The sequence below is a fragment of the Streptomyces sp. NPDC012474 genome, from assembly GCF_042955185.1.
In the GTDB taxonomy this organism is placed as follows: Bacteria; Actinomycetota; Actinomycetes; order Streptomycetales; family Streptomycetaceae; genus Streptomyces; species Streptomyces cahuitamycinicus.
Window position 1 is genome coordinate 131554 of the sequence record NZ_JBIBEP010000008.1, and the last position, 25353, is coordinate 156906.

General features: G+C 69.6%; 26 protein-coding genes and 4 pseudogenes. 15 read left to right on the forward strand and 15 right to left on the reverse strand.

Going from position 1 to position 25353, the window contains the following annotated elements:
* Positions 1-62: 62 nt before the first annotated feature.
* Positions 63-710 (forward strand): annotated as a pseudogene (locus tag ACFY9S_RS19380) (methyltransferase); the annotation flags it as partial.
* A gap of 254 nt (positions 711-964) precedes the next feature.
* The gene (locus tag ACFY9S_RS19385) at positions 965-1291 is read left to right on the forward strand and encodes a methyltransferase C-terminal domain-containing protein (protein WP_391130412.1); all 327 of its coding nucleotides are present in this window, start codon (positions 965-967) and stop codon (positions 1289-1291) included.
* Between the two features lie 253 nt (positions 1292-1544).
* Here ACFY9S_RS19385 and ACFY9S_RS19390 read toward each other — a convergent pair whose 3' ends face one another.
* The 8 genes from ACFY9S_RS19390 to ACFY9S_RS19425 all read right to left on the reverse strand — a co-directional run bounded on the left by ACFY9S_RS19390 (position 1545) and on the right by ACFY9S_RS19425 (position 6900).
* The gene (locus ACFY9S_RS19390) at positions 1545-1958 is read right to left on the reverse strand and encodes a hypothetical protein (RefSeq protein WP_391129878.1); all 414 of its coding nucleotides are present in this window, start codon (positions 1956-1958) and stop codon (positions 1545-1547) included.
* A gap of 779 nt (positions 1959-2737) precedes the next feature.
* Positions 2738-2959 (reverse strand): hypothetical protein, encoded by a 222-nt coding sequence (locus tag ACFY9S_RS19395; RefSeq protein WP_391129881.1) that lies wholly within the window; start codon positions 2957-2959, stop codon positions 2738-2740.
* A gap of 53 nt (positions 2960-3012) precedes the next feature.
* Positions 3013-3348 carry a YnfA family protein gene (locus ACFY9S_RS19400; protein WP_391129884.1) on the reverse strand — a complete coding sequence of 112 codons (336 nt, stop codon included), beginning with the start codon at positions 3346-3348 and terminating at the stop codon, positions 3013-3015.
* Positions 3349-3359: 11 nt separating this feature from the next.
* Positions 3360-3674 carry a hypothetical protein gene (locus ACFY9S_RS19405; protein ID WP_391129887.1) on the reverse strand — a complete coding sequence of 105 codons (315 nt, stop codon included), beginning with the start codon at positions 3672-3674 and terminating at the stop codon, positions 3360-3362.
* Positions 3655-4104, reverse strand: coding sequence for a MerR family transcriptional regulator (locus ACFY9S_RS19410; RefSeq protein ID WP_391129890.1), 450 nt, complete (start codon positions 4102-4104; stop codon positions 3655-3657). The genes ACFY9S_RS19405 and ACFY9S_RS19410 overlap by 20 nt, the downstream gene beginning before the upstream one ends.
* A 94-nt stretch (positions 4105-4198) precedes the next feature.
* Entirely contained in the window at positions 4199-4453 is a 255-nt protein-coding gene (locus tag ACFY9S_RS19415) for a hypothetical protein (RefSeq protein WP_391129893.1), read from the reverse strand.
* Between the two features lie 243 nt (positions 4454-4696).
* A complete protein-coding gene (locus ACFY9S_RS19420) occupies positions 4697-5365 on the reverse strand; it encodes a hypothetical protein (protein WP_391129896.1) in 669 nt (222 codons plus the stop codon).
* Positions 5366-5376: 11 nt separating this feature from the next.
* A complete protein-coding gene (locus tag ACFY9S_RS19425; protein ID WP_391129899.1) occupies positions 5377-6900 on the reverse strand; it encodes a heavy metal translocating P-type ATPase in 1524 nt (507 codons plus the stop codon).
* Positions 6901-7304: 404 nt separating this feature from the next.
* On the opposite strand from ACFY9S_RS19425, the gene ACFY9S_RS19430 reads away from it, so the two are divergent.
* From ACFY9S_RS19430 to ACFY9S_RS19445, 4 genes are all read left to right on the forward strand, one after another.
* Positions 7305-7508: a cold-shock protein gene (locus tag ACFY9S_RS19430; protein ID WP_003973099.1), complete on the forward strand. Its 204-nt coding sequence runs from the start codon at positions 7305-7307 to the stop codon at positions 7506-7508.
* A gap of 345 nt (positions 7509-7853) precedes the next feature.
* Positions 7854-9347 (forward strand): DEAD/DEAH box helicase, encoded by a 1494-nt coding sequence (locus ACFY9S_RS19435; protein ID WP_391129903.1) that lies wholly within the window; start codon positions 7854-7856, stop codon positions 9345-9347.
* Positions 9348-9392: 45 nt separating this feature from the next.
* On the forward strand, positions 9393-9797 hold the full coding sequence (locus ACFY9S_RS19440; protein WP_391129906.1) for a CBS domain-containing protein: 405 nt from the start codon (positions 9393-9395) through the stop codon (positions 9795-9797).
* 50 nt (positions 9798-9847) lie between these two features.
* Positions 9848-10156 (forward strand): SCO5918 family protein, encoded by a 309-nt coding sequence (locus ACFY9S_RS19445; protein ID WP_391129910.1) that lies wholly within the window; start codon positions 9848-9850, stop codon positions 10154-10156.
* Positions 10157-10255: 99 nt separating this feature from the next.
* Here ACFY9S_RS19445 and ACFY9S_RS19450 read toward each other — a convergent pair.
* From ACFY9S_RS19450 to ACFY9S_RS19460, 3 genes and pseudogenes are all read right to left on the reverse strand, one after another.
* Positions 10256-10519, reverse strand: a pseudogene (locus ACFY9S_RS19450) (hypothetical protein); the annotation flags it as partial.
* Positions 10520-10563: 44 nt separating this feature from the next.
* Positions 10564-10953 (reverse strand): ATP-binding protein, encoded by a 390-nt coding sequence (locus ACFY9S_RS19455; protein ID WP_391129913.1) that lies wholly within the window; start codon positions 10951-10953, stop codon positions 10564-10566.
* Positions 10954-11142: 189 nt separating this feature from the next.
* Positions 11143-11277 (reverse strand): hypothetical protein, encoded by a 135-nt coding sequence (locus ACFY9S_RS19460; protein WP_391129916.1) that lies wholly within the window; start codon positions 11275-11277, stop codon positions 11143-11145.
* An 891-nt stretch (positions 11278-12168) separates the two neighbouring features.
* On the opposite strand from ACFY9S_RS19460, the gene ACFY9S_RS19465 reads away from it, so the two are divergent.
* Positions 12169-12507, forward strand: coding sequence for a MerR family transcriptional regulator (locus ACFY9S_RS19465; protein ID WP_391129919.1), 339 nt, complete (start codon positions 12169-12171; stop codon positions 12505-12507).
* A gap of 245 nt (positions 12508-12752) precedes the next feature.
* Complete coding sequence (locus ACFY9S_RS19470; protein ID WP_031104458.1) at positions 12753-12956, forward strand: cold-shock protein; 204 nt, start codon at positions 12753-12755, stop codon at positions 12954-12956.
* A 276-nt stretch (positions 12957-13232) separates the two neighbouring features.
* On the opposite strand, the gene ACFY9S_RS19475 is transcribed toward ACFY9S_RS19470, so the two are convergent.
* Entirely contained in the window at positions 13233-13508 is a 276-nt protein-coding gene (locus ACFY9S_RS19475) for a hypothetical protein (RefSeq protein ID WP_391129923.1), read from the reverse strand.
* Between the two features lie 48 nt (positions 13509-13556).
* Positions 13557-13853: a hypothetical protein gene (locus tag ACFY9S_RS19480; protein WP_391129926.1), complete on the reverse strand. Its 297-nt coding sequence runs from the start codon at positions 13851-13853 to the stop codon at positions 13557-13559.
* Between the two features lie 153 nt (positions 13854-14006).
* On the opposite strand from ACFY9S_RS19480, the gene ACFY9S_RS19485 reads away from it, so the two are divergent.
* Complete coding sequence (locus tag ACFY9S_RS19485) at positions 14007-14837, forward strand: hemolysin III family protein (protein WP_391129929.1); 831 nt, start codon at positions 14007-14009, stop codon at positions 14835-14837.
* 307 nt (positions 14838-15144) lie between these two features.
* Positions 15145-15435 (forward strand): annotated as a pseudogene (locus tag ACFY9S_RS19490) (PRC-barrel domain-containing protein); the annotation flags it as partial.
* A gap of 60 nt (positions 15436-15495) precedes the next feature.
* Here ACFY9S_RS19490 and ACFY9S_RS19495 read toward each other — a convergent pair.
* Positions 15496-15893 (reverse strand): annotated as a pseudogene (locus tag ACFY9S_RS19495) (aldehyde dehydrogenase family protein); the annotation flags it as partial.
* Between the two features lie 508 nt (positions 15894-16401).
* A complete protein-coding gene (locus ACFY9S_RS19500) occupies positions 16402-17028 on the reverse strand; it encodes a TetR family transcriptional regulator (protein ID WP_391129932.1) in 627 nt (208 codons plus the stop codon).
* Between the two features lie 154 nt (positions 17029-17182).
* Here ACFY9S_RS19500 and ACFY9S_RS19505 point away from each other — a divergent pair, with 154 nt between their 5' ends.
* From ACFY9S_RS19505 to ACFY9S_RS19525, 5 genes are all read left to right on the forward strand, one after another.
* Positions 17183-19717, forward strand: a complete 2535-nt coding sequence (locus ACFY9S_RS19505; protein ID WP_391129935.1) for a glycoside hydrolase family 3 C-terminal domain-containing protein — start codon at positions 17183-17185, stop codon at positions 19715-19717.
* A 79-nt stretch (positions 19718-19796) separates the two neighbouring features.
* Positions 19797-21095: an extracellular solute-binding protein gene (locus ACFY9S_RS19510; protein WP_391129937.1), complete on the forward strand. Its 1299-nt coding sequence runs from the start codon at positions 19797-19799 to the stop codon at positions 21093-21095.
* A gap of 28 nt (positions 21096-21123) precedes the next feature.
* Positions 21124-22107 (forward strand): ABC transporter permease subunit, encoded by a 984-nt coding sequence (locus tag ACFY9S_RS19515; RefSeq protein WP_391129940.1) that lies wholly within the window; start codon positions 21124-21126, stop codon positions 22105-22107.
* A gap of 6 nt (positions 22108-22113) precedes the next feature.
* Complete coding sequence (locus tag ACFY9S_RS19520; protein WP_391129943.1) at positions 22114-22989, forward strand: ABC transporter permease subunit; 876 nt, start codon at positions 22114-22116, stop codon at positions 22987-22989.
* A 107-nt stretch (positions 22990-23096) separates the two neighbouring features.
* Positions 23097-25349, forward strand: a complete 2253-nt coding sequence (locus tag ACFY9S_RS19525) for a discoidin domain-containing protein (RefSeq protein ID WP_391129946.1) — start codon at positions 23097-23099, stop codon at positions 25347-25349.
* The last annotated feature ends 4 nt before the right edge of the window (positions 25350-25353 follow it).

Here is a 25353-nt window from a genome sequence, read left to right on the forward strand (position 1 = left end):
CATGTGCGTTCGCACGTGCCGGCGCCAAGCCGCCCGCCCACGAAATGCAAAGGGGTCCGTCCATGGTCCAGTGTCGAATCTGCGGTGGCCCGGTCGAGGAGTTCATCGACTTCGGCCGGCAACCGGTATCCGATTCCTTCGTGACACCCGAGACGGCCGGCAGCGAGTTCTTCTTCCGGCTGGCCGCGGGCGTCTGCACCGAATGCACCATGGTGCAGCTCATCGAAGAGGTGCCGCGCGAGAAGATGTTCCACGAGGACTACCCGTACCGCTCCGCCGGTTCGGTGGTCATGCGCGAGCACTTCGAGAAGTACTCGAACCAGCTGCTGGGCAGCGAACTCACCGGCGACGCCCCCTTCGTGGTGGAGATCGGCTCCAACGACGGGACGATGCTCAAGACCATCGGACGGGCCGGCGTGCGCCATCTCGGCGTGGACCCCTCGGCGCAGGTCGCAGAGTTCGCCAAGGAACAGGGCGTGCGGGTGCGTACGGACTTCTTCCAAGAGGCCAGCGCACGGGAGATCGCCGAGGCCGACGGTCCCGCCGACGTGATCTTCTCCGCGAACACCGTCAGCCACATCGCCTACATCGGCTCGGTGTTCCGGGGCGTGGACGCGCTGCTCGGCCCCGACGGCATCTTCGTGATCGAGGACCGCTACCTCGGCTCGATCATCGCCCAGAACGCCTTCGACCAGATCTACGACGAGCACTTCTACCTCTTCTCGGTCACCTCCGTGCAGGCCATGGCCCGGCGCTACGGCTTCGAACTGGCGGACGTCCAACCGCTGTCCGTGCACGGCGGATCGATGCGGTACACCATCGCCCGCCCCGGGCGGCGGACCGTCTCCGCAGCGGTGACCGAGCACGTCCACCACGAGCGCGAGGCGGGCCTGGCCCGGACGGAGCCCGGACGGAGACCTACCACCGCTTCGCGGAGCACGCGCGCGACAGCTGCCGAGACCTCGTGCGGCTGCTCACCGAACTGCGCGAGCAGGGCCGGTCGGTGGTCGGCTACGGCGCCACCGCCAAGAGCGCCACCGTTCTCAACCACTGCGGGATCGGGCCCGACCTCGTTCCGTTCATCTGCGACAACACGCCCGCAAAGCACGGCCGACTCGCCCCGGGTGCCCACATTCCCGTCCGCCCGTCCGAGGAATTCTCCCGGCCGTACCCCGACTACGCCCTTCTCTTCGCCTGGAACCACGCCGAGGAAATCATGGCGAAGGAAAGGGAGTTCCGGGCGGCGGGCGGCAAATGGATCCTCTACGTGCCCGACGTCCACCTCGTCTGAACGACCGCCAGGGACCGCGACACGGGGCACCGAGCCCCCCGAACTCCAACCGGAAGGTGTCATGAAAAAGTACGCCGGCAAGAAGGCCGTGGTCACCGGTGGCACGCACGGCATCGGCATGGCCGTGGTCAAGAAGCTCCTCGAAGGCGGAGCGGAGGTGCTGCTCACCGGACTCAACGAGAAGAACATCGGCCGCGCGCTGCGCACGCGGCCGGGGCAGGCTCGTCTTCCGCCGCTCCAGCGGAGCGGGTCCCTATTGCGTGGACCGCAAGGCGTCGAGTCGCATGAACCCCGTGAAGCGCACAGCGAACGAGGGTGAGACCTCGTCGTCGAGCGATCCCCGCACGCCCGCCCTCACATCGGCGTCGGGCCTTCCGAACACCTCGAAGCGCTCCACCCGGCAGTGCTTCATCACTTCCTTGATGTACGGCTCGGACATCCTCCAATGCGCACGGACGGAATCCGAATCCCGGTACATCTGGAAACTGTGTGCGAGCAGCTTCTGTTCGTCGATGAACACCTCCACCATGACCTGGGGACCGTGCTGCTCCACGAACCGCACAGCCTTCTCGACGGCTTCCCGGTAGGCATCGAGATGCCCCTCGGTGATGCGCATGGTGTTGCGGAAGAGAAGCATTCCCCTGTCCGGTGCGTCCACGTCGTTCACGCCTTCAGCCTCCACGGCGATCGTCTCAGGGCCACGACAATGCACCATGTTCCCCGCTCGGCACCGGCAGACTCGCCCACATCGCGCCCGACCACGCCCAGGACGCGGAGTGCGTGTGACGACGGCTCAGTCGGTAGGCGCTGCAACCTGGTTCGCGGTGCAGCCGGACGGCGGCAGAGGCAGGAAACGGCAGTTGCCGTAGGCGAAGTACTACGGATCGACGCACACCGGCGGGACGCTGGACGACCCCGGCGCGCTCGAGGTGCGGACGTAGAGGTCAGCCGCGGTGGAGGCGCCCGTCGCGGTGCAGACCGCTCGGGCGATTCGACTCAAGGCTTTGGAGGTAGTCGATTCGCCTCCGCGTCTGTTCGGGCGTCTCGTCCTGCGTCCACGCTTCGCGCTCTCGGGCGGTTCGAGGGTTGGCCGAGGGGGTGCGTCCTTGGCCATCTGTCACCTCGAACCGACCACCTTGCCCATCTCCGTGACGAGCGTCCTGCCCGCCATTCGCAGAAAGGACTGACAGGCAGACGATCCCGACTCCGACAACCACGCTCGAAAGTACGGCTTTTCGGTGCACGGCCATCTCGGTCCACCCTGCAACTCGGGGGATGACAGTCTAACGACGCCAGCCAGCCATGGCGACGGTACGTCGCACAACCCTCGAGCTCGCGCGGAGGCTCCTCCCGGTAGCCGAGGTGGAGTCTCCAAGGTTGTTGCCGCTGGTCGGCTTGACCGGAGCCGCATTCCTGGACACCCATGGCCTTGACCTCCTGCCCAAATCAGTGGCCTGGACGGTGAAGCCCTCGCGGGCGAAGAACAGGGCGTCGCGGGCCGTGCCCGGTGTCCAGCTCCAGCACGTTCTTGGCCCCGGCCGCCTGGAAGGCGGAGGCGGCGTTGACCACGGGCTCGGACGGTTTCTCGCCGTACATGCCCGGGTGGGCGGCGTACGTGTCCTGCCAGTGCCGCCGCTGGCTATGGGCCAGACCCTGCTCGTCCGCCACGATCCCAAGCCTTCCCGGTGTGTCCGTGTGGAGCCTGCACCTGCGGCCGGCCGTCAGTGGCTGCGGGGGGCGTACATGATCACGGCCATACCGGCGAGGCACACCAAGGCGCCGGTGATGTCCCAGCGGTCGGGCCGGTAGCCGTCGGCGACCATGCCCCAGGCGATCGACCCGGCGACGAAGATCCCGCCGTACGCGGCGAGGATGCGCCCGAAGTTCTCGTCGGACTGGAAGGTCGCCACCACCCCGTACAGGCCCAGGGCGATGACGCCCGCCCCGATCCACACCCACCCCTTGTGCTCGCGGATACCCTGCCAGACCAGCCAGGCACCACCGATCTCGAAGAGAGCGGCGACGACGAACAGGGCAACGGAACGAGCGATGGTCATACCCACTGACCCTAGCGGCGGCCCGGACCGCTGATCTTCAGCAGGTCGGTGGACGAATCGCAACCGCATCCGCCCGCACCTGCGGTGTTCGGCGCGCAGGAGCAGGCGCGACGGCTCTGGCCGAGCCACCAGGTTCCGGCGGCGAGCACCGCCGGGACGATGGCGAGGTCGGGCAGCCAGCCCACCACTGCCCCGGCGCCCGCGCCGACGATTCCTGCCGTGATCAGGACGGGGATCGCGCAGCACGCCATGCAGGCCAGGGCGGCCAGGCCCCCGAGCGCCCTGGGCATGCGGTGGGGGCGGGGGTCAGCAGCAGGGGCCGGCATGGCGGTTCTCCTCGGCGAGGTCGGTGAAGGGGATGGGGCAGCAGGCGTTGGACGCGCAGACGGTCAGGTCGTCGCAGCCCGCCTCGACGGCCGCGGCCAGGGCGGCGCGGATGGTGGTCAGGTCCGCGATCTTCGCGTCCACCTCGGCGAGTTTGGCAGCCGCGCGGTCCTGGAGGCCCGGGACGGGGCGGCCGTGGCGGTGGCGGCCGGCCTCCAGCAGTTCGGTGACCTCTCCCAGCGTGAACCCGAGCCGCTGGGCGGCCTTGATGACCCGCAGGGCGGTGACGGCCTCCTCGTTGTAGAGGCGGTGGCCACCAGGGCTGCGGCCGGGTTCGGCGAGCAGGCCGCGCCGCTCGTAGTAGCGCAGTGTCTGAATGTTCACCCCGGCCGCGGCAGCGACCTGCCCGCTGCGCAGACCTGCGCCGATCACGCACATCCCGGCCGGCCGTAGTGGCGGCCCGCTCGTGGAGGGCGTCCAGCACCGCCTCGTGCGCACCGTGGACCTCGACGTGCAGGCGGATCTGCTACGGGCCGGGGCTGAGGGTGAAGTGGAAGAACGAGCAGCAGCCGCTCTCCCGGGCCACCAGGTCGCGCACCCTCTCCTCCACGCTCTCACCGCCGGTCAACACCAGCTCCAGCCTCAGCCGGTCCGGCCGGGATGAGCCGACCAGCCGCTCGGCGAACAGTGCGTCGAATTCCGCGACCCGCAGCGGCTGCTCGGCGGTGGGCAGCGTGCGGGACTGCGGTACCCAGGTCGCCATCGTGACCACTCCGGTCATCGTGTCCCCGCACCCGTGTGGACGGGGGCATCTCCGGCGGTAAACCTGTACCTGGGTACAGGTTGCAAGCCGGGCCGGCCGAGCGTTCGGCAGCAGTCGCAGCGGATGCGGCAGCCGCACGTGGATCAAACGGCCCGGGTGAGTGGGGTGCCAGTCGATTCCGTACCTCCGCGTGATGGCGGAGGCCCGGTACAAGGGCGAGGCGGGCATGACCGCTGGGGGCCTTCAGAGCCGGCGGCAGGGTCAGCGCCCGTCGCAGCAGCTGTCGCCGTCGTGGCCGGAGCCGCGGGCGAGTGGCAGTGTCCTCAGCGGGCGGCTCTGGGCGGGGACGGGTGTGGCGACGGCTCCCTGCTTGACGCGCGTCGGCCGGTCGGTCGCGCAGCCGGGGCAGCAGCCGTCGGCGGCATCCGCGGCGGCCTGTGCCTTCTGGCCTTCCTCGGTTGCTGGTTCGGTGCGTGGGGTGATCACCAGCAGAGGGCGTTCGGCCGGGGCGGTTGCGGTGGTAGCGGGCTTGGGCGAGCAGTCGTCGGCGCTGGTCCGGCCGCTGGCGTCACTCGTCGTGGCCGCCGTGGCAGCCGTGGCCTGCTGTGGTGCGGATCGGGCGGGCACGGGCTGGCGCGAGCTCGGGGCGATGGCGATGGTGCCTGGTAGCGGGGTGGCCTTGGCGGCGCGGATCGCGTTGGCGATGACCAGGACCTCGGCGAGTTCGTGGATGAGCACCACGGTGGCCAGACCCAGGACGCCGAGAGCGGCCAGCGGGATCAGGACGGTGATGATGGCCAGGGACATGCCGATGTTCTGCAGCATGATGGTGCGCGAGCGGCGGGCGTGGCGCAGCAACTGGGGCAGGTGGCGCAGGTCCTCGCCCATCAGCGCGGCGTCCGCGGTTTCGATCGCGACGTCGGTGCCCATGGCGCCCATCGCTATGCCGACGTCCGCCGTGGCCAGGCTGGGGCGTCGTTGATGCCGTCGCCGACCATGGCGACACCACCCCGGCCGCCCTGGGCGCGCAGCTCGGTGACGAGGTCGGCCTTGTCCTCGGGGCGCAGGTCGGCGCGGACGTCCTCGATCCCCGCCGTACCGGCGAGGGCCTGGGCGGTGCGGGCGTTGTCGCCGGTGAGCATGGCCACCTTCACGCCCAGGCGGCCCAGTTCGCGTACGGTCTCGACGGCTTCCGGGCGGAGTTCGTCGCGTACCGCGATGGCGCCGAGCAGGACGGTGTCGCGCTCGACGAGGACGACGGTCGCGCCCGCGTCCTGCAGGCGCTCCACCTCCGCGGCGAGGGCGGCGGGTTCGATGAAGCCGGGTCGGCCGAGCCGTACCGGCGTGCCGTCGACGTCGCCGCGCAGCCCGTGGCCGACGACCGCGGTGACGTCCGCGGCCTCGGGTATCCGGTCGGCGGCGGCGATGATCGCGGCGGCGAGGGGGTGTTCGCTGCGTGCCTCCAGGGCGGCGGCCAGCCGCAGCACCTGCGGCTCGGTCGCGCCGTTGGCGGTGAGGGCGCCGATGACACGGGGCTCGTTGCGGGTCAGGGTGCCGGTCTTGTCCAGCGCCACGGTGCGCACGGTGCCCAGCTGTTCGAGGGCGAGGCCGCCCTTGACCAGGGCGCCGGTGCGGCTGGCCGCGCCGACGGCGGCGACGACGGTGAGCGGCACGGCAATGGCCAGCGCGCAGGGCGAGGCCGCCACCAGCACGACCAGGGCCCGCTCCAGCCACAGCAGCGGATCACCGAGGACCGCACCGAGCCCGGCGATCAGCACGGACAGGACCACGATGCCGGGCACCAGCGGCCTGGCGAGCCGGTCGGCCAGGCGCTGGCCGGAGCCCTTGCGTTCCTGGGCCTCTTCGACGATGTGCACGATGCGGGCCAGGGAGCTGTCCTTGGCCAGCGCGGTGACCTCGACCTCGATCGCGCCGCCGCCGTTGATCGCGCCCGCGTACACCGGCTCGCCGACGCCCGCCTCGACGGGCATGGACTCGCCGGTGATGGCGGACAGATCCAGGCTGGTGCGCCCGGAGCGGATGACGCCGTCGGTGGCGGCCCGCTGCCCGGGGCGCAGCAGCATCACATCGCCCAGCGCCAGGTCGTCCGGGGTGAGTTGCACTTCGCGGCCGTCGCGGAGGACGGCGGCGGTGTCGGGGACCAGGTTGAGCAGGGCGCGCAGGCCCTGCCGGGTGCGGACGACCGCGTAGTGCTCGAGCCCCTCGGCGACGGAGAAGAGCACGCCGAGCATGGCGGCTTCGAAGAACTGACCGAGGGCCACCGCGCCGATCGCGGCGATGGTCATCAGCGTGCCGACACCGACGTGCCGGTGGGTGAACAGGTTGCGGACGGCGGCCGGGACGAAGGTGGAGGCGCCGACCGCGACCGCGGCCAGCCCCAGTACCATCTCGGGGGTCTCGGCTCCGGCGCGGCCGGTCAGCCATGGGATCTGGCCCCTCAGCATGTCGATACGAGCTGCTGGACCCCTTCCGAGCGGCGTCCTACGGAAAGCCGCGTACGTCGTCCGCCCCTGGGAGCTCTGGTGCAGTTGGCGACTATTCCTGAAAACGTTGCACTCCGAGTGAATTAATATCTGTTCCCGGGAGGTCAGATTTTGACGGACCGCGCAGTGGGAGTTTTTGTCGCGAAGAGCAGAGTGGAATCATCCGACGCACACGGGCCGTTCCGGCGTGCTACTGTCTATCTCAGTTGCAGTTGTGGTTCCCGAAACTTCAAGTGCCCCCACCAGGCTTCTGCCGGTCGGGAGCACTTTTGTATTTCCGGTCATTTCCGGGCGGGGTGATCATCGCGGCGACACGGCGTTCGCGCGGTGCGGACGCCGATGCACTGCCCCAAAGGAGATATGACATGGCTGCTGGTACCGTGAAGTGGTTCAACGCGGAAAAGGGCTTCGGCTTCATCGAGCAGGACGGTGGCGGCGCCGACGTGTTCGCCCACTACTCGAACATTGCCGCGCAGGGCTTCCGTGAGCTGCTCGAGGGCCAGAAGGTGAACTTCGACATCGCGCAGGGCCAGAAGGGCCCGACGGCCGAGAACATCGTTCCGGCCTGACGCTCACGCGCAATCCGTAGCTGGGGCCCGCATCCTTCGGGGTGCGGGCCCCAGCTGCACGCGTATCCCGCAGCGGCTTTCACCCGCGGGACGCCCCGGAGGAATCCGCAGTACCACCACAAGCGGTTCCTCCCTCAGGACGCAGACGCATCCTGAAGCGCTGCACCACGGCCGGCGCCCGGATCGCAAGGTCCCCATCGCGTCACCCATTTCAGCACCTGCGCCCACGGATGTTTTCGCCGGCCAGATCTGCTTTCTTTTGCCACCGGTCCATACTTGTAATTCTCCGTGCCATTCATCGCAGCGGGAATTCCTTGATATGTGCCGCATCGAGGAAGGTTCCGCATGAACCGCACGTACACGAACGACCGCCCCGCCCGCTCCCGCGACGGCCGCGCCGACGCCGGAAGGGGCGGCAGCGGCTACGGCTCGCAGGCACCGCGTCGTACCGGAGCCCCCGTCCGCTCCGGCGGTTACGGCCGTCGGCCCGCCGCCGTGCATGGTGAGTTCGCGCTGCCCAGGACGATCACCCCCGCACTGCCCGCTGTTGAGGGCTTCGCCGATCTCGACATGCCCGAGCAGCTGCTGGCCGAACTCGGCAGGCAGGGTGTGACCGCACCGTTCCCGATCCAGGGCGCGACGCTGCCGAACTCGCTGGCGGGCCGTGACGTGCTGGGCCGCGGGCGCACCGGGTCCGGCAAGACGCTCGCCTTCGGCCTCGCCCTGCTCGCCCGCACCGCCGGACAGCGTGCCGAGCCCCGCCAGCCGCTGGGACTGATCCTCGTACCCACGCGTGAGCTGGCACAGCAGGTGACCGACGCGCTGACCCCGTACGCCCGCTCCGTGCGGCTGCGGCTGGCCACCGTGGTGGGCGGCATGTCGATCGGCCGGCAGGCCAGCGCGCTGCGCGGCGGAGCCGAGGTCGTCGTCGCGACCCCGGGCCGGCTCAAGGACCTCATCGACCGCGGCGACTGCCGGCTGAACCACGTCGGCATCACCGTGCTGGACGAGGCCGACCAAATGGCCGACATGGGCTTCATGCCCCAGGTCACCGCGCTGCTCGACCAGGTGCGCCCAGAGGGGCAGCGGATGCTGTTCTCCGCCACCCTGGACCGCAACGTCGACCTTCTGGTACGCCGCTACCTGACCGACCCCGTCGTGCACTCCGTCGACCCATCGGCCGGTGCGGTCACGACGATGGAGCACCACGTCCTGCACGTCCACGGCGCCGACAAGCACGCCGCCACGACCGAGATCGCCGCCCGCGACGGCCGCGTGATCATGTTCCTGGACACCAAGCACGCCGTCGACCGGCTGACCCAGGACCTGCTCAACAGCGGGGTGCGGGCCGCCGCGCTGCACGGCGGCAAGTCGCAGCCGCAACGCACCCGCACGCTGGCGCAGTTCAAGACGGGTCACGTCACCGTGCTGGTGGCGACCAACGTCGCGGCGCGCGGCATCCACGTCGACAACCTCGACCTGGTCGTCAACGTCGATCCGCCGACCGACCACAAGGACTACCTCCACCGCGGTGGCCGTACCGCCCGCGCCGGCGAGTCCGGCAGCGTCGTCACCCTGGTCACGCCGAACCAGCGCCGCGGCATGGTCCGTCTGATGTCGGACGCCGGAATCCGGCCGCAGACCACCCAGATCCGCTCGGGCGACGAGGCCCTGAACCGGATCACCGGCGCCCAGGCCCCGTCCGGCATCCCGGTCGTCATCACCGCACCGGTGGTCGAACGCCCCAAGCGCAGCGCCACCTCCCGAGGCCGCCGCCGCCCCACCTCCGCGACCAGGCGCACCCCCGTACGCCAGGCCGGCTTCGGCGCGGTGGCCTAGAACTTTCGTGATCAGGAAGCCGGCCATCTCTGCAGGAGGCACCCTTTGACGCTGGTCCAGACGCAGCCCCGCCCGGCGGACACCGACCCCGCGCACAGGACGGCGGTGGAGGTCATGGACGCGGCCGGACCGCAGGTATGTGACGACATGAGCGTCGAGGTGGCGCTGGCCGTCATGGCCGCCGCCCGCACGGTCCGACTGGTCGTCTGCGACCAGGACGGCCAGTGCACCGGCCTGGTCACCCGTACCGAACTCGCCGCCGTCCGTGACAGTTCCGACTACACGGACCGTGTCCGCCTGCGCGACATCCTCGGCGACCACGGTTCGTTCGCCTCACCCGTGACCACGATGGCCGAAGCCGAGCACGCGATGCGCACCCGTCGGCTCGGTGTCCTGCCGGTGGTCGACGAGCAAGGCAGCGCCCTGGGCGTCCTCGCCCTCTCCCGCTGAAACACCCCGCCCCTGGTCGGACCGTTCTTTCCTTCTCCCTGTGAGGCCACATGCGCTGCGTCATCGCCCGCTTCCCCTTCGAGCTCACCAAGGCCGGCGTGCTGGAATCGATGAAGGGCGTCAAGCCCGAACCGGTCACCGGCGAATCGGTGATCATCGGCCGCCGCCACTACCCCGTCAAGCAGGTCGGCCAGGTCATCACGCGCCAGGACCGCCGTGACTTCAGCGCCGCCGAAGTCCTGCGGGCCATGGCTCAGCTCGGCTTCACCTGCCGCGCCGTTCCCAAGGAAGCGCCCCTGGGCATGCTCAGCCCGATGCAGCACGCCTCCGCGATGCTCGGCACCCCCGTCACGGTCTGACCGGGTAAACGGACACGAGCCGACACCTGAGCAGCAGTGTGGGCCCGACCGGTACGCCGGTCGGGCCCACACTGCGTGCAGCTGGTGCCCGTCGCCGTTGCCCTGCAGGATCCGGGCGGCATGGAAGTGCAGACGCGTGGGGGCCCGTCCTTCTTCACGGGGGCGTCGAAGACGGCGGGCGAACTCGCCCAAGTGGGCGGAATCCCTCAGCACATCCGACACCCTCTGCCTCCACACCGCTTCGGCAGCCAGCCGACCGGTGAGGACAGCGCCACCGGTGGCCACGGTCAGGGACATCTGGTTGCTCTGGCCGGACTCCACCAGGGCGGCGACGTCAACCAGCAAGTCGTCAGGCTGCGGCATGAGGCGGACCATGCGCCGGCCGTCCGGCTGCTTGAGCGGTGACGCTACCGGGCAAGGAAGGCGCTCACGGTCTTGCCGCCGGAGGCCCCGTGGGTGACCGCCGTGGCGTGGGCGAGGCGGGTGACCATGGGCCAGCCGAAGCCCCCGGTGCCGCCGTTCACGTCAGGGGTGCGCATGCGCGGCACATGTCGGCCGGGATCGGGAACGGCGACCTCGATGGTGTCGGGGTGCGCAGTCAGTTCCAGGGTGCAGCGGCCCCCACCGTGGCGCAGGGCGTTGGTGACGAGCTCGGACACGACCAAGACCACAGTGTCCGCCGCGTCAGGAGCCACGGCCGGCTGCTGCAAACCTTCGAGGAAGGCCCGTGCCGTCTCGCGCGCGCCGGCAATGGCTGTGGAACGGACGGCTGCGGCGCTGGCCATCACCGTGATCATCAGGGTCACCCTGGCCTCTGAATCGTCCCTGCCCCTGCCCGTGCCTACCCAACCCCTGTGCCCCGCTCCTCCACCTGACAATCCCGCAGAGCCCCAGTGCTTGCCTGAAGGGGGCGGAGGACCACAGTCGACGCATGACGGCACCTGCTGCCGTGAGCCCGTGTCTCCGCAGCCCGCGGTCTGCTCGAGTCAGGGGCCGTGCCGGTTCGCCACCAGCTCCTCGACCATCCCGGGATCGTCGAGGGCGGCGCAGGGCCTTCTGCCACGCTCGTCAACGCCGACCTGGGGGGGGGCGTCACCGTGCCTGTCGGTGGTGGTCTTCACGAGACGCAGTGTTGGTCGGTGCCGCCGACGCTCGCCGCGGCGGAGTCGGCGACGTCACGCCCAGCCCGACATGCCACGCGGTGGTGGGTCACTGTGAGCGCCGGACAGAGCCTCGCAGCTGCTTGAACCATCCATGGGGACCGGCCGAGGCGGAGTACCTCATCTTCCAGTGCACCGAAATCTATACCCGCTGGAGTAGACATTGGTCGGCGGTGTGGTTAAGGTTTCTGTCGTAGCCGAGATCAAGAGAGGCCCGGCAGAGATGAACTGCCGGGCAGCAGTACGCAGTTGCAGTTCGCAGGACGGTGCGGTGGTGGAGTTCCGAAGCCAGAGCGGTTGCAGGACGGCGACGGGACTGACGACCGGACCGGGTGGCCCGCAGTGATCAGGGGCCGCCATGAGCAGTACCGCAGTGGAAGTAGCAGTAAGTGAAGGTTCGCAGTACTCAGCAGTGAGGTCAGTGAGCAGTACCTCGGTGAAGGCGTCGGCTGCGGGCGCGCGCACCGGGAGGTTCGGCAGTGGGGTTCCAAGCCAGAGCAGACGCATGACGGGCGACGGGGCTGGCTGCCGAAGAGTGGCGCTGTTCGAGGCCGCCAGCAGTTCGCAGTTTCCGTTAGTGAGTAGTTGATCAAGAGGGAAGAACGGAGGAGCCGAGCGCCATCAGGATCGCCCGGGCGGAAGTCTTGGGCCCGGGTACCGCAGGACATCGATAGTGAGGTGGTCTCCGGTCGAGCAACCGCGATCCCCGCGCCCCCGACAGCGTCTCGGTCGGGTCTGCGGAAACAGAGGGCCGGTGCAGTATCAGGGCCGGCAGATGGTGTAGCAGTTCCTTCGGGGCCCTGGTGCCAGTACGGCGCCAGGGCCCCTCCACGCATTCCACAGAGAGGTGCAATGACAGCAGACGACACCTTCGGCCGTCTCGATGACGACGACTACCCCGCCTACACCATGGGCCGGGCCGCCGAGATGCTCGGCACCACACAGGGCTTCCTCCGCGCCATCGGCGAACACCGCCTCATCACCCCACTCCGCTCCGCAGGCGGCCACCGCCGCTACAGCCGCTACCAGCTGCGCATCGCCGCCCGCGCCCGGGAACTCGTCGACCACGGGACCCCCATCGAGGCCGCCTGCCGAATCGTCATCCTCGAAGACCAGCTCTCGGAAGCCCAGCGCCTCAACGCCGAATACCGCCGCGCCACCGAATCAGCGAACCCAACGGCAGCAGCATGAGAGGAGCCGTGCCCGTCAGGTTCGGCGGGCACCGCACGCACAATCTCGGTGTACGGCGTGATCATTTCCTATGGTGACGCGGTGTGTAGGCGTGTAGCGTCTGCGTCAGCTGTCGTGGTTCGGAATTCCCTCTTGCCCACGCCTTCGGTGTGGGCGTTTTGCTGTGCTGTGCCGCAGGGACCAGGGCGATCACCTCCGTCTGCCACATGGAGTGGGAGGCGTTCATCGACTGGAAGGCATGAGACATGGCTACGGGAACTGTGAAGTGGTTCAACGCGGAGAAGGGCTTCGGCTTCATCGCCCAGGACGGCGGCGGCCCGGATGTCTTCGCGCACTACTCCGCGATCAACTCCACCGGCTTTCGTGAGCTCCAGGAAGGCCAGGCAGTGACGTTCGACGTCACCCAGGGCCAGAAGGGTCCGCAGGCCGAGAACATCAACGTGGCCTGACCTCGCAGACCTGCCCGAGAGATCGCGCACGCCGCGTCCAGGTGGCCGCCGCCCCTGCGGGCCCTGCCACCCGCCCGGACGAAGGCGCCTGCTCTCGTGCCGGGCCGGCAGGATCAGGAGCCGCGCAGCAATGGCTGCGCCACCCCTGATCTGTGGAGGGCCCCGGGCCGGTGCGAATTCGGCCCGGAACCTCCCAACCTCAGTCGCTGCAAGCGTCGTCGGGCACGGGAGCCGCATGTCGCGCGCGGCTGCCGTGCAGCTCGAAGGAGCCGACGCTCAGACGCTCGTCCAGGCGTCGAGGAAGGCTTTCCGCCCAGCCGGATCGTCCGACCTGCGATCTGCGTGCAGGACGCGCCAGGCGGTGAGCTCGAGATCTCGGAGCCACAGTTCCCCGATGACCTGTGTCTTGAGGTCGGGCAGATGGTCGGACTCGACGAGGGCTTGACCGATCACCTCCCCGGCCGCGACGCGCTGGGGTGGGGTCATCTCATCGACGGCCGAGAGGACCTGCCGGGCCAGGGCGGTTCCTTCTCCCGCCAGCGAACGCAGCACCGGAGCCTTGATGTTGACGGGCAGCAGGTACGCGGTGCCCGACGACCTCTACAGGTCCGACCAGAAGCGTTCTCCCGCCTTGGTGGGAGCAGGCAGCGCGGCCAGCAGCCCGAGGAGATGGCCGGTGGCCGCATAGCCGTCGCAGTGGGCAGCTGCGACCACCGCAATGCTGGCGACGCGCTCCACGTCGAGCTGGTCGGCTTCGAGATGCGGAGCCAGGTCCAGTTGGTGTTCCAACTGGTCTGCGAGGGCGGTGGATACGTGGGGGCGGACCTCAGGAAGCATCGGCGATCCTGGCGCGTAGGCGAGCGGAGATGCCCGTTCCGAAGCCTTGATCGTTCCCATGACCAGCCGTTCTGCTCGGCTTCGGCAAGCCCGATCGGCGGTAGCGCCAACGGGGCTGGAGCTCACACGGCGGCGAACCGGCCCGCGCCCGGCGACGTGGCTCTGGACCGACCTCCCGTTATGTATCCGGGTGAGGTTCCCTAGCATGACCGCATGGTTGCCAGTGACGCCGAGGAGCCCGGGGGAGGACGAGAAGCTGTGTCCCGCGACGCCGCTGAAGTCGAATGTGGTCACGTCGTGTCAGCGCGTGGAGAGCGCCGTGCAGACGGGCCACCCGACCAATCACAGGGCGACCATGCGGGGGAGGGGGCTCACTCGGTTGCTGCTCTGGTGGAGCGGGTGTCCGACCTGGCCGAGCCGATCAAGCCGAGGTTGCGTGGCTGGCTCCATGCCGGAATGGTCCCCGCCGCACTGATCGCAGGCGTCGTGCTCATCTGCCTGGCCCGTACTCCGCAGGCGGTCGTGGCCTGCGCCGTGTACTCGGTCACCGCCTGGCTGCTGTTCGCGACGAGCGCCATCTACCACCGCGGCACCTGGGGACCGCTCGGCGAGGCTCTTCTGCGACGCCTCGACCACGCCAACATCTTCCTGATCATCGCCGGCACCTGCACCCCCCTGGCCGTAACCCTCCTCTCGCCGGACCAGCGGTCCGTGCTGCTGTGGATCGTCTGGACGGGTGCTTTGGCCGGCGTCGCGTTCCGGGTCCTGTGGGTCGGAGCCCCGCGCTGGCTGTACACCCCGTGCTACCTGGCCCTGGGGTGGGCACCGGTGAGCTACCTGCCCGACTTCCTGGACACCGGCGGAGCGGCCGTAGTGGTCCTGATCGTTGTCGGCGGTCTCCTCTACAGCGCGGGCGCCGTGGTCTACGCCCTCCAGCGGCCCGACCCCGCACCCCGCTGGTTCGGTTTCCACGAGGTCTTCCATGCGCTGACCGTGGTGGCCTTCACCGCGCACTACACCGCCATTTCCCTCGCCACCTACTGACCCCGCGACAGTGTTCCGGTACGCCGCTCATCGCCCACGTCGCCGTGTGCTGGACCGCGGCGGGCCGGGCGGTCGCCGAGGCATCGCCCCGCGCGTGAAAGTCGAGGCGGAAGACATCAGGGGGATGGTTCGCTGTGGCGCGTCACGCGTACGCCGGTGGAGGGGCCAGGGATACGAGGTCGTACGCGCCGCCGTCCGCCCTGAAAGTTGGCTGCTCTCCAGGGTGTGACGCTCCGTAGGCAGGTAAGGAGGGAGGAGCGAGAGAAAGACGACAGCGGTCTTCAGCTGACCTGAGACCGGGGGCTCCGTGTTCGAGGCGCAAGACATCAGGGAATGGCGAGGCCACGACGTGGTCGACCACGAGCGGCACAAGATCGGCGTCCTGGAGGCGGTCTATGTCGACACGGCCACAGACCAGCCCGCGTTCGCGACGGTGACGGTCGGCCTGCCGACCCGGCACCGGCTGGTGTTCGTCCCCCTGGGCAACGCGACGGTCGGTCCCGGTTATCTGAAGGTCGCCTACGACAAGAAACAGCTCAAGGAAGCGCCCTCGATCGGCACGGACGGCGAACTGCTCGCGGAGGACGAGAAGACAGTCGCCGAGTTCGAGGCTGACGCGCTTGAAGTCGCGTGCGGCGGCCTGGTTGATGTGGCGGCCGGTGGCGTCCGAGCCGGTGAACGTGATCTTGCGGACGAGGGGGTGTCGACGAGGGCGGCGCCGGCGTCCTGGCCGAAGCCGGTGACGACGTCGACCACACCGGGCGGCAGCCCCGCCTCGTGGAGGAGCCGGACCAGTTCGAGAGTGGAGGCGGAGGTGAACTCCGACGGTTTGACCACCACCGTGCAGCCGGCGGCCAGGGCCGGGGCGATCTTCCAGACCAGCAGCAACAGCGGGGAGCCACGGTGTGATGACCGCGACGACCCCGACGGGCTCCTTCTTCGTGTAGGCGAGTTGGACTCGGCGAGGCCGTGGCCGACCGTGGTCCGCGGCGCAGCCTGGCCCAGGGCCGGTGCGGTGTGCTGGGCGCACGGATGTCCCGCGCGCGGGCTGTTCATGGCGGGGTGAGCCTGCCAACACCTGTAAGTCCGGTGTGGAGCTGGGGGGCTCGCGTGGCGTCGGTGCAGAGCAATGATCAGCGGCTGCTGGAGCGCATGCTGGAGGACCGGCATCGCAAGCTGGCGCCGGACAAGAGCCGGGATGACTTCTTCACGTAGGCGACTTGCTTAGAGCCGGGGCGCCGAGCGGCACCAGCACCATGAGCCGGGTGCTTCCGAACCTGCCGGCGAGCAAACCCAGCACCGTCATGCTCGCGATGGCGCGCACCGCGAACGCGAGAGCGCGAGCTGAGCAGACAAGTTGCTCAGCTCCGGTCGGGCCTTCACGGTGGGGACGCTGTCGGCTTCGGCACCCAGTCGGCGCCGAAGACCCCGGCGGGCCGGTGCCCTTCCGGCGCGGCCCCGGTTCCGCCTGGGAAGGCCACGGGGAGCAGGGGGCGATGTCAACGCTGCGGCCGGCGTAGTACGGGAAGGGATCCGGGAGATCGATGGCGGGCGTCAAGTGGATCTACTGGGTGAGGTCTGCCAAGAGTGCGGTGATGACCCGCTCCGTGGAGGCGGCCATGTCGACGGAGTCCGGCGCGAGCAGCCACTGGATCTGGAGGCCGTCCATGAGGGCGATGATCGCCGTGGCTGCCTCTTCGACGTTGAGGTCGGGCCGTGTCTCGCCGAGTTCGGAGGCTTCGGCCAGGGCTTCGGTGACCATGGTGCGCAGGCCGGCGTAGCGGTCGCGGAAGTAGTCCTGGGCGGGGTGGCCTTCGGTGACGCTCTCCGCCGAGAGGACGGCGTACAGCCGGACGATGCCTTCGCGTTCGGTGTTGCGGCGGATGGTGTCGACGAGGTGGCGCAGGAAGGCCATGCCCTGGGGGCGGTCGGGGCCGAGCTGTTCGATGTCGGTGGCGTCGCGCAGGTCCAGGACGCTGGTGAGCAGCTGGGCCTTGGAGCGGAAGTAGTGCAGGACGCCGGCCTGGGTGACGCCGGCGCGGTCGGCGATCTCTTGCAGGGAGGCGTTGTTGTAGCCGCGGGCGGCGAAGGTGTCCATGGCGATCTGCAGGATTTCCTGCCGTCGCTGCTGGGCTTTGAGGCTCTTCCCTGTGCGGGGCTGCCGCTCCCCGTTCGGCGTGCTCTCGCTCATCGTGCGGAGTCTACGGGGCTGTCGATCAGTGGTCACCTGTCGATCAAACCTGAGAAAGAACTTCCCCACAAGGACTTACTAAGTACTTAGTAAGTGTGCTTTCCTGCTCCCGTTCCGCCCGCTTCGTGCCGCACCGCGGCCTGGAAGGACGAGCATGAGCCGCCCTGCCCTCCCTGATGACACCGAACTCCGTGACCGCGTCCGCGGCCTGGACCTGGACTCCAAGATCCGCCTGCTGACCGGCGCCGACCTGTGGAGACTCCCGGCCGAGCCCCGGCTCGGGCTGTCGGCGGTGACGATGTCCGACGGCCCGCAGGGCGTGCGGGGGACCGGCGACGACCCCGCCGAGACCGGCCTGCTGGCCCCCGCGCCGAGTGCGCTGGCGGCAGCCTGGGACACCGACCTCGCCGAGCGCCTGGGGGAGCTGTTCGCCACGGAGGCCCGCCGCAAGGGCGTCGACGTGGTGCTGGCGCCAGTGGTCAACCTCCAGCGCACCCCGGTCGCCGGGCGCCACTTCGAGTACTTCTCCGAGGACCCGCTGCTCACCGGTACCCTGGCCGCCGCCGTCGTGCGCGGCCTGCAGAGCCGGGGTGTGGGCGCGTGCCTGAAGCACTTCGTGGCCAACGACTCCGAGACCGACCGCACCGAATACCGCGCCCGGCTGGACGAGCGGACGCTGCGGGAGGTCTACCTGGCCCCCTTCGAGCAGGTCCTCGCCGAAGCCGAGCCGTGGAGCGTGATGGCCGCGTACTCGGGCGTCGAAGACGGGACCGTGTCCGCGCCGATGACCGAGAACGCGCGCCTGCTGCGCGAGGTACTGAAGGGGGAGTGGGGCTTCTCCGGGCCCGTGGTCAGCGACTGGGCCGCGACCTGCTCCACCGCGGCCTCGGCGGTCGGTGGCCTGGATCTGGTGATGCCCGGCCCCGACGGTCCGTGGGGTGGTGCCCTCGCGGCGGCCGTGCGTGCGGGCGAGGTGGACGAGCGGCTCGTCGACGACAAGGTGCTGCGGCTGCTGCGCCTGGCCCGGCACGTCGGCCGGCTCGACGAGCCGGGGTCGGCCCCCGTGCCGGCACAGCCCGCTGAGGAGGAGTTCCGGTTGCTGCGCGACGTCGCCGCCCGGGGCACCGTGCTGCTCCGCAACCAGGAAGACCTGCTGCCCCTGACGCCTGACGGCATCCGCAGCGTCGCGCTGATCGGCCCCAACGCCGTGGCGCCGTACCTCCAGGGCGGCGGCAGCGCCTACGTCCCGGCGGTGCGCACGGTGTCGTTCGAGGAGGGACTGCGCGCCGCGCTCCCCGAGGACGTCCGCTTGACCGTGCACCGGGGCGGTGACGCCCGCCTGCGCCTGCCGTACGCCTCCGCCGAACTGCTCACCGATCCCGGCACTGGCGAGACGGGCGTGCGCGCCGACCACCTGGACGCCGACGGCAACCGGATCGGCGGCGAGGTCCGCGCCACCGGGGACTGGACCACGTACGACGGCTTCGGTTCGGAGACCCGTCGGGTGCTGCTGCGCACGGTGCTGACCCTCACCGAACCGGGGACCCACCGTCTGGAGTTCGGCTGCTCGGGGCGCTTCAGTGTGACGGTGGACGGCGCGGAGGTCCTGGCCGGAGACGATGGCCGAGGTGTGGAGCTGGTGCTGGAGTCCAGCCACAACCACCCGCCCCTGCGGGGGATCGGCGTCGAGGTCGGACCGGAAGGTCGCAGGCTCGCGCTCGCCCTGGACCTCACCGTCGTGGACGCCGGCGGCTACGGCCGCTTTGTCACCGCCCAGCTGAGGCACGCTCCGCCCGGGCCGACGCCGTACGAGGAGATCGCCGAAGCCGCCGCCGCGGCCCAGGCGGCCGATGTGGCCGTCGTCGTGGTGGGCACCAACGAGGAGGTCGAATCCGAGGGCTGGGACCGCACCGGCCTCGACCTGCCCGGCCACCAGAACGACCTGGTCCGCAAGGTGATCGCCGCCAACCCGCGCACCATCGTGGTCGTCAACGCCGGCGCGCCGGTGCTGCTGCCCTGGGCCGACGAGGCCCCCGCACTGCTGTGGGCATGGCTGCCGGGCCAGGAAGCCGGCCACGCGCTGGCCGGCGTCCTGCTCGGCCGGATCGAGCCGTCAGGCCGACTGCCGTGGACCCTGCCCGCCCGCGCCGAGGATGTCCCCGTCCCCGACGTCCGCCCTCGCGACGGCATCGTGGACTACACCGAGGGCGTCCACGTCGGTCACCGGGCCTGGGACCGTGCGGGGTTCGTCCCGGCCTTCCCGTTCGGCCACGGTCTGGGTTGGACCCGATGGACGTACGAGTCCGTGACCCTCTCCCCGACTCCCGTCTCCGCCACTCTGCCCAGCCCCGCGGGCGGAGACGGGCTCAATCTGACCGTGGAGCTGACCAGCACAGGCCCCCGGGCCAGCCGTGAGGTCATCCAGGTCTACCTAGAGCCGCCACACGACGGCATCGACCGGCCGGTGCGCCTGCTCGCCGGCTTCGCCACCGTCCAGGCGGCACCGGGCGCACGGGTCACCGCCGAGGTGCACGTGCCCGCGCGCGCCTTCCGCGTCTGGGACAGCGAGGCGAGCGCATGGCGTACGCCGCCCGGGCGCTACCGCCTGCACGTCGGACGCTCCAGCCGTGATGCGCGTCTCACCGCCGAGGTGACCGTCGACGACGGCCGCCTGTACCCCGCAGTCTGACCCATCCGGACGGCCAGCCCCTTTTGCCCCACTCACCCCCCCCGCGCCCTGTTCAGCACGATCGCAAGGAGCCGCAACGATGAGCACCCTCCGTCCCACCGCCAGAACCCTCCAGATCGCCTGCGCGACCGTCGCGGCGGCCCTGCTGGCCACCGGCTGCGGCCGCAGCGACGACGCCTCGGCCGCCGACAAGGCCCCGACGAAGATCAGCAGCGGCAAGGCCAAGGGCAAGCTGGTCATGTGGTCCATGGGCGACAAGGCCGACAAGGACCTGCAGACCCTGGCGAAGAAGTTCGAGCAGCAGAACCCGGACGTGTCAGTCCAGATCACCGCGGTGCCTTGGGACGCCGCGCACGAGAAGCTCACTACCTCGATCGCCGGCGGCAACACCCCGGACATGTCCCTGATCGGCTCCACCTGGATGGCCGAGATGGCCGCCATGAACGGCTTCCAGGCCACGCCGGCCTCGTTCGAGCCGTCCGCGTTCTTCCCCGGCCAGTGGGACACCACCAAGTACAAGGACACCTCCTACGGTGTCCCCTTCACCGCGGACACCTCGGTGATCTATTACCGCACCGACATCACCACGAAGGCCGGCATCACGGGTGCGCCGGCCGACGACTGGGACGGCTACCTGAAGGACCTCAAGGCCATCCAGGCCACCGCGGGCAAGCAGAACCCCAAGCTGCGCAACGCCACCCAGCTGCAGGTCGGCTTCAACTCCTGGCTGTTCTGGCTGCCGATGGTGTGGCAGCAGGGCGGTGACATCTACGACGCAGAGGCCAAGAAGTTCACCTTCGACTCGCCCGCGGTCACCAAGGCCCTGGAGTACTACAGCGGCGTCTTCAAGGACAAGTTGTCGCCGAACGACAAGACCGACGCCCGCCAGAACCTCCAGAACGGGTTGATCGGCACCGTGCAGCAGGGCGCCAGCTCCGGCGGCGACCTCCACAAGAACGCTCCCGAGCTGGACAGCAAGTGGCAGACCATGCCCCTGCCGAAGGGCACGCAGTCGGCCGGCCTGGCCGGCGGCAGTGACCTGGCGGTCTTCAAGGACGCCAAGAACCCCGACGCGGCCTGGAAGTTCATCCGGTTCCTCACCGAGCCGAAGAACCTGGCCGAGTACGGAGAGGCCAGCGGCAGTCTGCCCGCGGCCGTCCAGTCCTGGTCGGAGGGCGACCTGGGCGAGAACCCGAAGATGGCGGCCTTCGAGAGCCAGCTGAAGGTCACCAAGGCCCCTCCGGCGATCACCACGTGGCAGCAGATAGCCGACGCCATCGACTCCGAACTGGAGAAGCTCGCCTACGGCAAGGCCACCGTCGCCGAGGTACAGAAGACCCTGCAGTCCAGGGCCACCAGCATCGGCACCGGCCGCTGAACCGCCGCCGCATCCCTCGTACGGACGGATGACCACCATGTCCACGAACACCATCGCCGGGCAGGGCACCGAGGGGCGCGACACCGCCGGCAAACAGCCGGCGGCCCGCCGCCGCACCTCCTCGCCGCGGCGCACCGCGCAGGGCCGCCAGGCCCGCGCCGCGTGGATCCTCGCCGCACCGTTCCTCGCCCTGTTCCTCGCCTTCATGCTGCTGCCGGTCGTCTGGTCGACTCTGATGAGCCTGACCGACACCAAGAGCGCCGACCTGCGCACCCCGCTGAACGTGTCATTCGTCGGCCTCGACAACTACATACGGCTCTTCCAGGATCCGCAGTTCTTCACCGCCCTGCGCAACACGGCCGTGTTCGTCCTGGTGGCCCTGCCCCTGACACTGGCCGCCGGGCTCGCCGCCGCCGTCGCCCTCAACAGCGGCATCCAACGCTTCCGAGCCGTCTTCCGGGTCGGCTTCTACCTGCCGGTGATCACCAGCATCGTGGCCGTCGCCGTAGTGTGGAAAACCCTCCTCGAACCCCATGCGGGCCTGGTGAACACCGTCCTGGCCTGGTTCGGGATCGACGGGCCGGCCTGGCTGGCCGACACCCGGTTCGCCCTGCCCGTCATGATCCTCATGGCCGTGTGGCGCAACCTCGGCACCGTCATGATCATCATGCTGGCGGGTCTGCAGTCCGTGCCCCAGTCCCTGATGGAGGCGGCCGAGCTCGACGGCGCCGGAGCCTGGCAGCGCTTCTGGCGCGTCACCTTCCCGCTCCTGCGCCCGGCCCTCCTCCTCACCGCTGTCACCACCGGCATCGGCTACCTGCAGTTCTTCGACGAGCCGTTCGTCATGACCGACGGCGGGCCCCTGGACTCCACCCTGTCGACCACGCTGTACGCCTACAAGCAGTTCGGCAACGGCAACTACGACGTCGCCTCGGCCGCCGGCTACGTCGTCTTCGTTCTCATCATCGCGCTGACCGTGCTGCAGTTCCGCGTGCTGCGCGACAAGGACTGATGCCCCATGAGCACTACACCTCTCGCTCCCGCTGTACAGAGGTCCGTGCGGCGTCGCCGCATCCGGCAGGAGTGGGGTCGGCCGTGGCTGTACCTGCCGCTCACCGGCCTCCTGCTGCTGATGGTCACGCCGTTCCTGTGGATGCTGTCCTCGGCGTTCAAGTCCGAGGGCGACATCCGCAGGATCCCGCCCGACCTCATCCCCACGAGGCCCACGCTCACCAACTTCCAGGAACTGTTCGACAGCCTGGACTTCACGAGGATGTTCGCCAACTCCGTGATGGTGGCCCTGGCCGTCACGGCGGGGAACCTGATCTTCTGCTCGATGCTCGGATACGCCCTGGCCAAGCTCGAGTTCCGTGGACAGCGCGCCGTGTTCACCGTGGTCATCGCGACGCTCATGGTCCCGGGGCTCGTCACCTTCGTACCGCTGTACGTGCTGGTGGCCAACATGCAGCTGACGGGCTCCCTGCTCGGGCTGATCCTGCCGTTCCTGGCCACCCCGTTCGGGGTGTTCCTGATGCGGCAGTTCATCTCCACCCTGCCCGACGAACTCATCGACGCCGCCCGCGTCGACGGCTGCCGCGAACTGGCCATCTTCTGGAAGATCATTCTCCCGCTGACCAGGCCGGCCCTCGCCACTCTGGGGATCATCACCTTCCTCGGCTCCTGGAACAACTTCCTGTGGCCGCTGGTCGTGGCCCAGAACGAGAGCCAGTACACCCTCCCCGTCGGCCTCGCCCTGGCCAGCAGCGGACAGGACTTCACCCGCTTCGGCATCCTGCTCGCCGGCGCCGTTGTCGTCCTGCTCCCGGTGACCATCGTCTTCCTCCTCTTCCAGCGCCACTTCGTCGCCGGTATCGCCACCACCGGCCTGAAGTGACCCCAGCTCCGGCGCCCTTACCCGGCCCCCACGCGCCGGTTTCGCACCGCCCACGTCATGCACGCGCGCCGCCGTGCACGGCCGTCATGCCCGCAAGGAGCCGCACCATGAGAACCACCACCCGGCAATGGCGCCGGACCGCCCTGGCAGCCACCGCGCCCCTGATCGCCACGCTCGCCGTCCTCCCGTCGGCCACACCGGCCTCCGCCGGCACCGCCCTCGGCAAGGCGTCGGTCTGGCTCACCAACCCGTCCACCAAGACGTACCTGTCCCAGCAGTCGCCGGTGACCTGGAAGACCGGATCCGCACCCTCCGGCTCGACGATCACCGTGGACACCACCCGCAAGTACCAGCCGATGACGGGCTTCGGGGCCTCGTTCACCGACTCCTCCGCCTGGCTGGTCGGCACCAAGCTCAACGCCAAGCAGCGCAACGCGCTGATGCGCGACCTGTTCAGCCGCCGTGACGGCATCGGCCTGAGCTTCCTGCGCCAGCCGATGGGCGCCACCGACTTCACCGCGAGCGGCAACTACTCCTACGACGACATGCCCGCCGGCCAGACAGACCCCACCCTGGCCGACTTCACCATCGACCACGACCGGTCGTACACCATCCCCCTGCTGAAGCAGGCCCGGAAGATCAACCCGCAGCTGACCCTCATGGCCACCCCGTGGAGCCCGCCGGGATGGATGAAGACCGGCGACTCGATGAACGGCGGCCGACTCAAGCCGGACGCCTACCAGCCGTACGCCGAGTACTTCGCGAAGTTCCTCAAGGCGTACGCGGCAGCCGGCGTCCCGGTGCGCTACGTCACGCCGCAGAACGAGCCGCTGCACAACACGTCCAGCTACCCGAGCATGAGCCTGACGGCGGACGAGGCCAAGACCTTCATCAACGACCACCTCGCCCCGACGCTGCGGAAGCAGAACCTGTCGACCGGCATCCTGGGCTACGACCACAACTGGGACGTCACCAGCTACCCCGAGACCCTGTACACCGACGCGGCGAGCGCCAAGAACGCCACCGGCACGGCCTGGCACTGCTACGCCGGCGACGTTTCGGCGCAGACCGTGGTCCACAACGACTACCCCAACAAGCCCGCCTTCCAGAGCGAGTGCTCCGGCGGCAGTTGGGAGGGCGACGAGCGGGGCGCCTTCGCCGGTGTGATGGACAACGTCATCAACGGCCCGCGGAACTGGGCTCAGAGCATCATCCGCTGGAACCTCGCCCTGGACGCCGGCGGCGGCCCCACCAACAACGGCTGCCAGGGCTGTCGCCCCGTGGTGACCGTCTCCCCGAACACCAACGGCACGTGGAGCTACACGCCGACGGCCGACTACTGGGGGCTGGCGCACGCCAGCAAGTTCGTCCAGCCCGGCGCCCGCCGGGTCGCCTCCAACACCTTCGGCAAGGGCAGCGTCGAGGACGTCGCCTTCACCAACCCCGACGGCTCCACGGCACTGGTCACCTACAACTCCGGCACCACGGCACGCACCTTCAACGTGGGCTGGGGCGACCGCCACTTCACCTACAACCTGGCCGCGGGAGCAGCCGCGACCTTCACCTGGACCGGCACCCAGCACGGCAGCACCGACGCGGCCGCCATCGGCTCCGTCGACATCCCCTTCCGCAACGCCGACGGCAGCCAGGCCCTGATCAGCTACGACAGCAGCCTGCTCGCCCAGCAGCCCCAGGTACGCATCGGTGACCGGTGGCTCGGCTACACCCTGCCCACCGGCGCGTCCCTCACCTCGCCCACCGGCGAGAAGGCCCTGCCCCGCGACGGCTGGCGGGCATCGGCATCCGCGAGCAGCTCGGACGCCCCGCCGTCCAAGGCCATCGACGACGACCCGGCCACCCGGTGGAGCCTGGGACACGGCATGCAGCCGGGCGACTGGTTCCAAGTCGACCTCGGCTCGGCCCAGACCTTCGACCAGCTTGTCCTGGACACGAGCGCCTCGTCCGGCGACTTCGTCCGCCAGTACGATGTGTACACGTCCGACGACGGCACCAGTTGGGGCAGGCGGATCGCCACCGGCCCCGGCAGTACCGTGAGCCGGATTCTGCTGCCCACCACCACGGCCCGCTACATCCGCGTGGTCAACAAGGCAAGCTCCGGCAGTTGGTGGTCCATCCACGACGTCTCCGTCTTCGCCTCCGACGGCAAGACCACGTCGCCCCCGGCCACGAGCGCCGGCCTCCAGCGTAAGAACGCGACCCTGCCCGACGGCACCAAGCTGCAGGTGACGTACAACTCCGGTAGCGGAGCCGCTACGTTCGACGTCCCGTGGGGCGGCACGACGTACAGCTACCGACTGCCCGCCGGCGCCGCCGCGATCCTCACCACGCGCGCTGCCTGAACAC

Bases quoted from the DNA above. Each gene is read 5' to 3' on its own strand.
- ACFY9S_RS19520 (WP_391129943.1), top strand. From the start codon at position 22,114: ATGAGCACTACACCTCTCGCTCCCGCTGTACAGAGGTCCGTGCGGCGT.
- ACFY9S_RS19425 (WP_391129899.1), bottom strand. From the start codon at position 6,900: ATGCTGAGGGGCCAGATCCCATGGCTGACCGGCCGCGCCGGAGCCGAG.
- ACFY9S_RS19525 (WP_391129946.1), top strand. From the start codon at position 23,097: ATGAGAACCACCACCCGGCAATGGCGCCGGACCGCCCTGGCAGCCACC.
- ACFY9S_RS19435 (WP_391129903.1), top strand. From the start codon at position 7,854: ATGAACCGCACGTACACGAACGACCGCCCCGCCCGCTCCCGCGACGGC.
- ACFY9S_RS19415 (WP_391129893.1), bottom strand. From the start codon at position 4,453: ATGACCGGAGTGGTCACGATGGCGACCTGGGTACCGCAGTCCCGCACG.
- ACFY9S_RS19465 (WP_391129919.1), top strand. From the start codon at position 12,169: ATGACAGCAGACGACACCTTCGGCCGTCTCGATGACGACGACTACCCC.
- ACFY9S_RS19430 (WP_003973099.1), top strand. From the start codon at position 7,305: ATGGCTGCTGGTACCGTGAAGTGGTTCAACGCGGAAAAGGGCTTCGGC.
- ACFY9S_RS19480 (WP_391129926.1), bottom strand. From the start codon at position 13,853: ATGGGAACGATCAAGGCTTCGGAACGGGCATCTCCGCTCGCCTACGCG.
- ACFY9S_RS19455 (WP_391129913.1), bottom strand. From the start codon at position 10,953: ATGATCACGGTGATGGCCAGCGCCGCAGCCGTCCGTTCCACAGCCATT.
- ACFY9S_RS19400 (WP_391129884.1), bottom strand. From the start codon at position 3,348: ATGACCATCGCTCGTTCCGTTGCCCTGTTCGTCGTCGCCGCTCTCTTC.
- ACFY9S_RS19470 (WP_031104458.1), top strand. From the start codon at position 12,753: ATGGCTACGGGAACTGTGAAGTGGTTCAACGCGGAGAAGGGCTTCGGC.
- ACFY9S_RS19420 (WP_391129896.1), bottom strand. From the start codon at position 5,365: ATGGGCACCGACGTCGCGATCGAAACCGCGGACGCCGCGCTGATGGGC.
- ACFY9S_RS19510 (WP_391129937.1), top strand. From the start codon at position 19,797: ATGAGCACCCTCCGTCCCACCGCCAGAACCCTCCAGATCGCCTGCGCG.
- ACFY9S_RS19515 (WP_391129940.1), top strand. From the start codon at position 21,124: ATGACCACCATGTCCACGAACACCATCGCCGGGCAGGGCACCGAGGGG.
- ACFY9S_RS19505 (WP_391129935.1), top strand. From the start codon at position 17,183: ATGAGCCGCCCTGCCCTCCCTGATGACACCGAACTCCGTGACCGCGTC.
- ACFY9S_RS19405 (WP_391129887.1), bottom strand. From the start codon at position 3,674: ATGCCGGCCCCTGCTGCTGACCCCCGCCCCCACCGCATGCCCAGGGCG.
- ACFY9S_RS19485 (WP_391129929.1), top strand. From the start codon at position 14,007: ATGGTTGCCAGTGACGCCGAGGAGCCCGGGGGAGGACGAGAAGCTGTG.
- ACFY9S_RS19500 (WP_391129932.1), bottom strand. From the start codon at position 17,028: ATGAGCGAGAGCACGCCGAACGGGGAGCGGCAGCCCCGCACAGGGAAG.
- ACFY9S_RS19445 (WP_391129910.1), top strand. From the start codon at position 9,848: ATGCGCTGCGTCATCGCCCGCTTCCCCTTCGAGCTCACCAAGGCCGGC.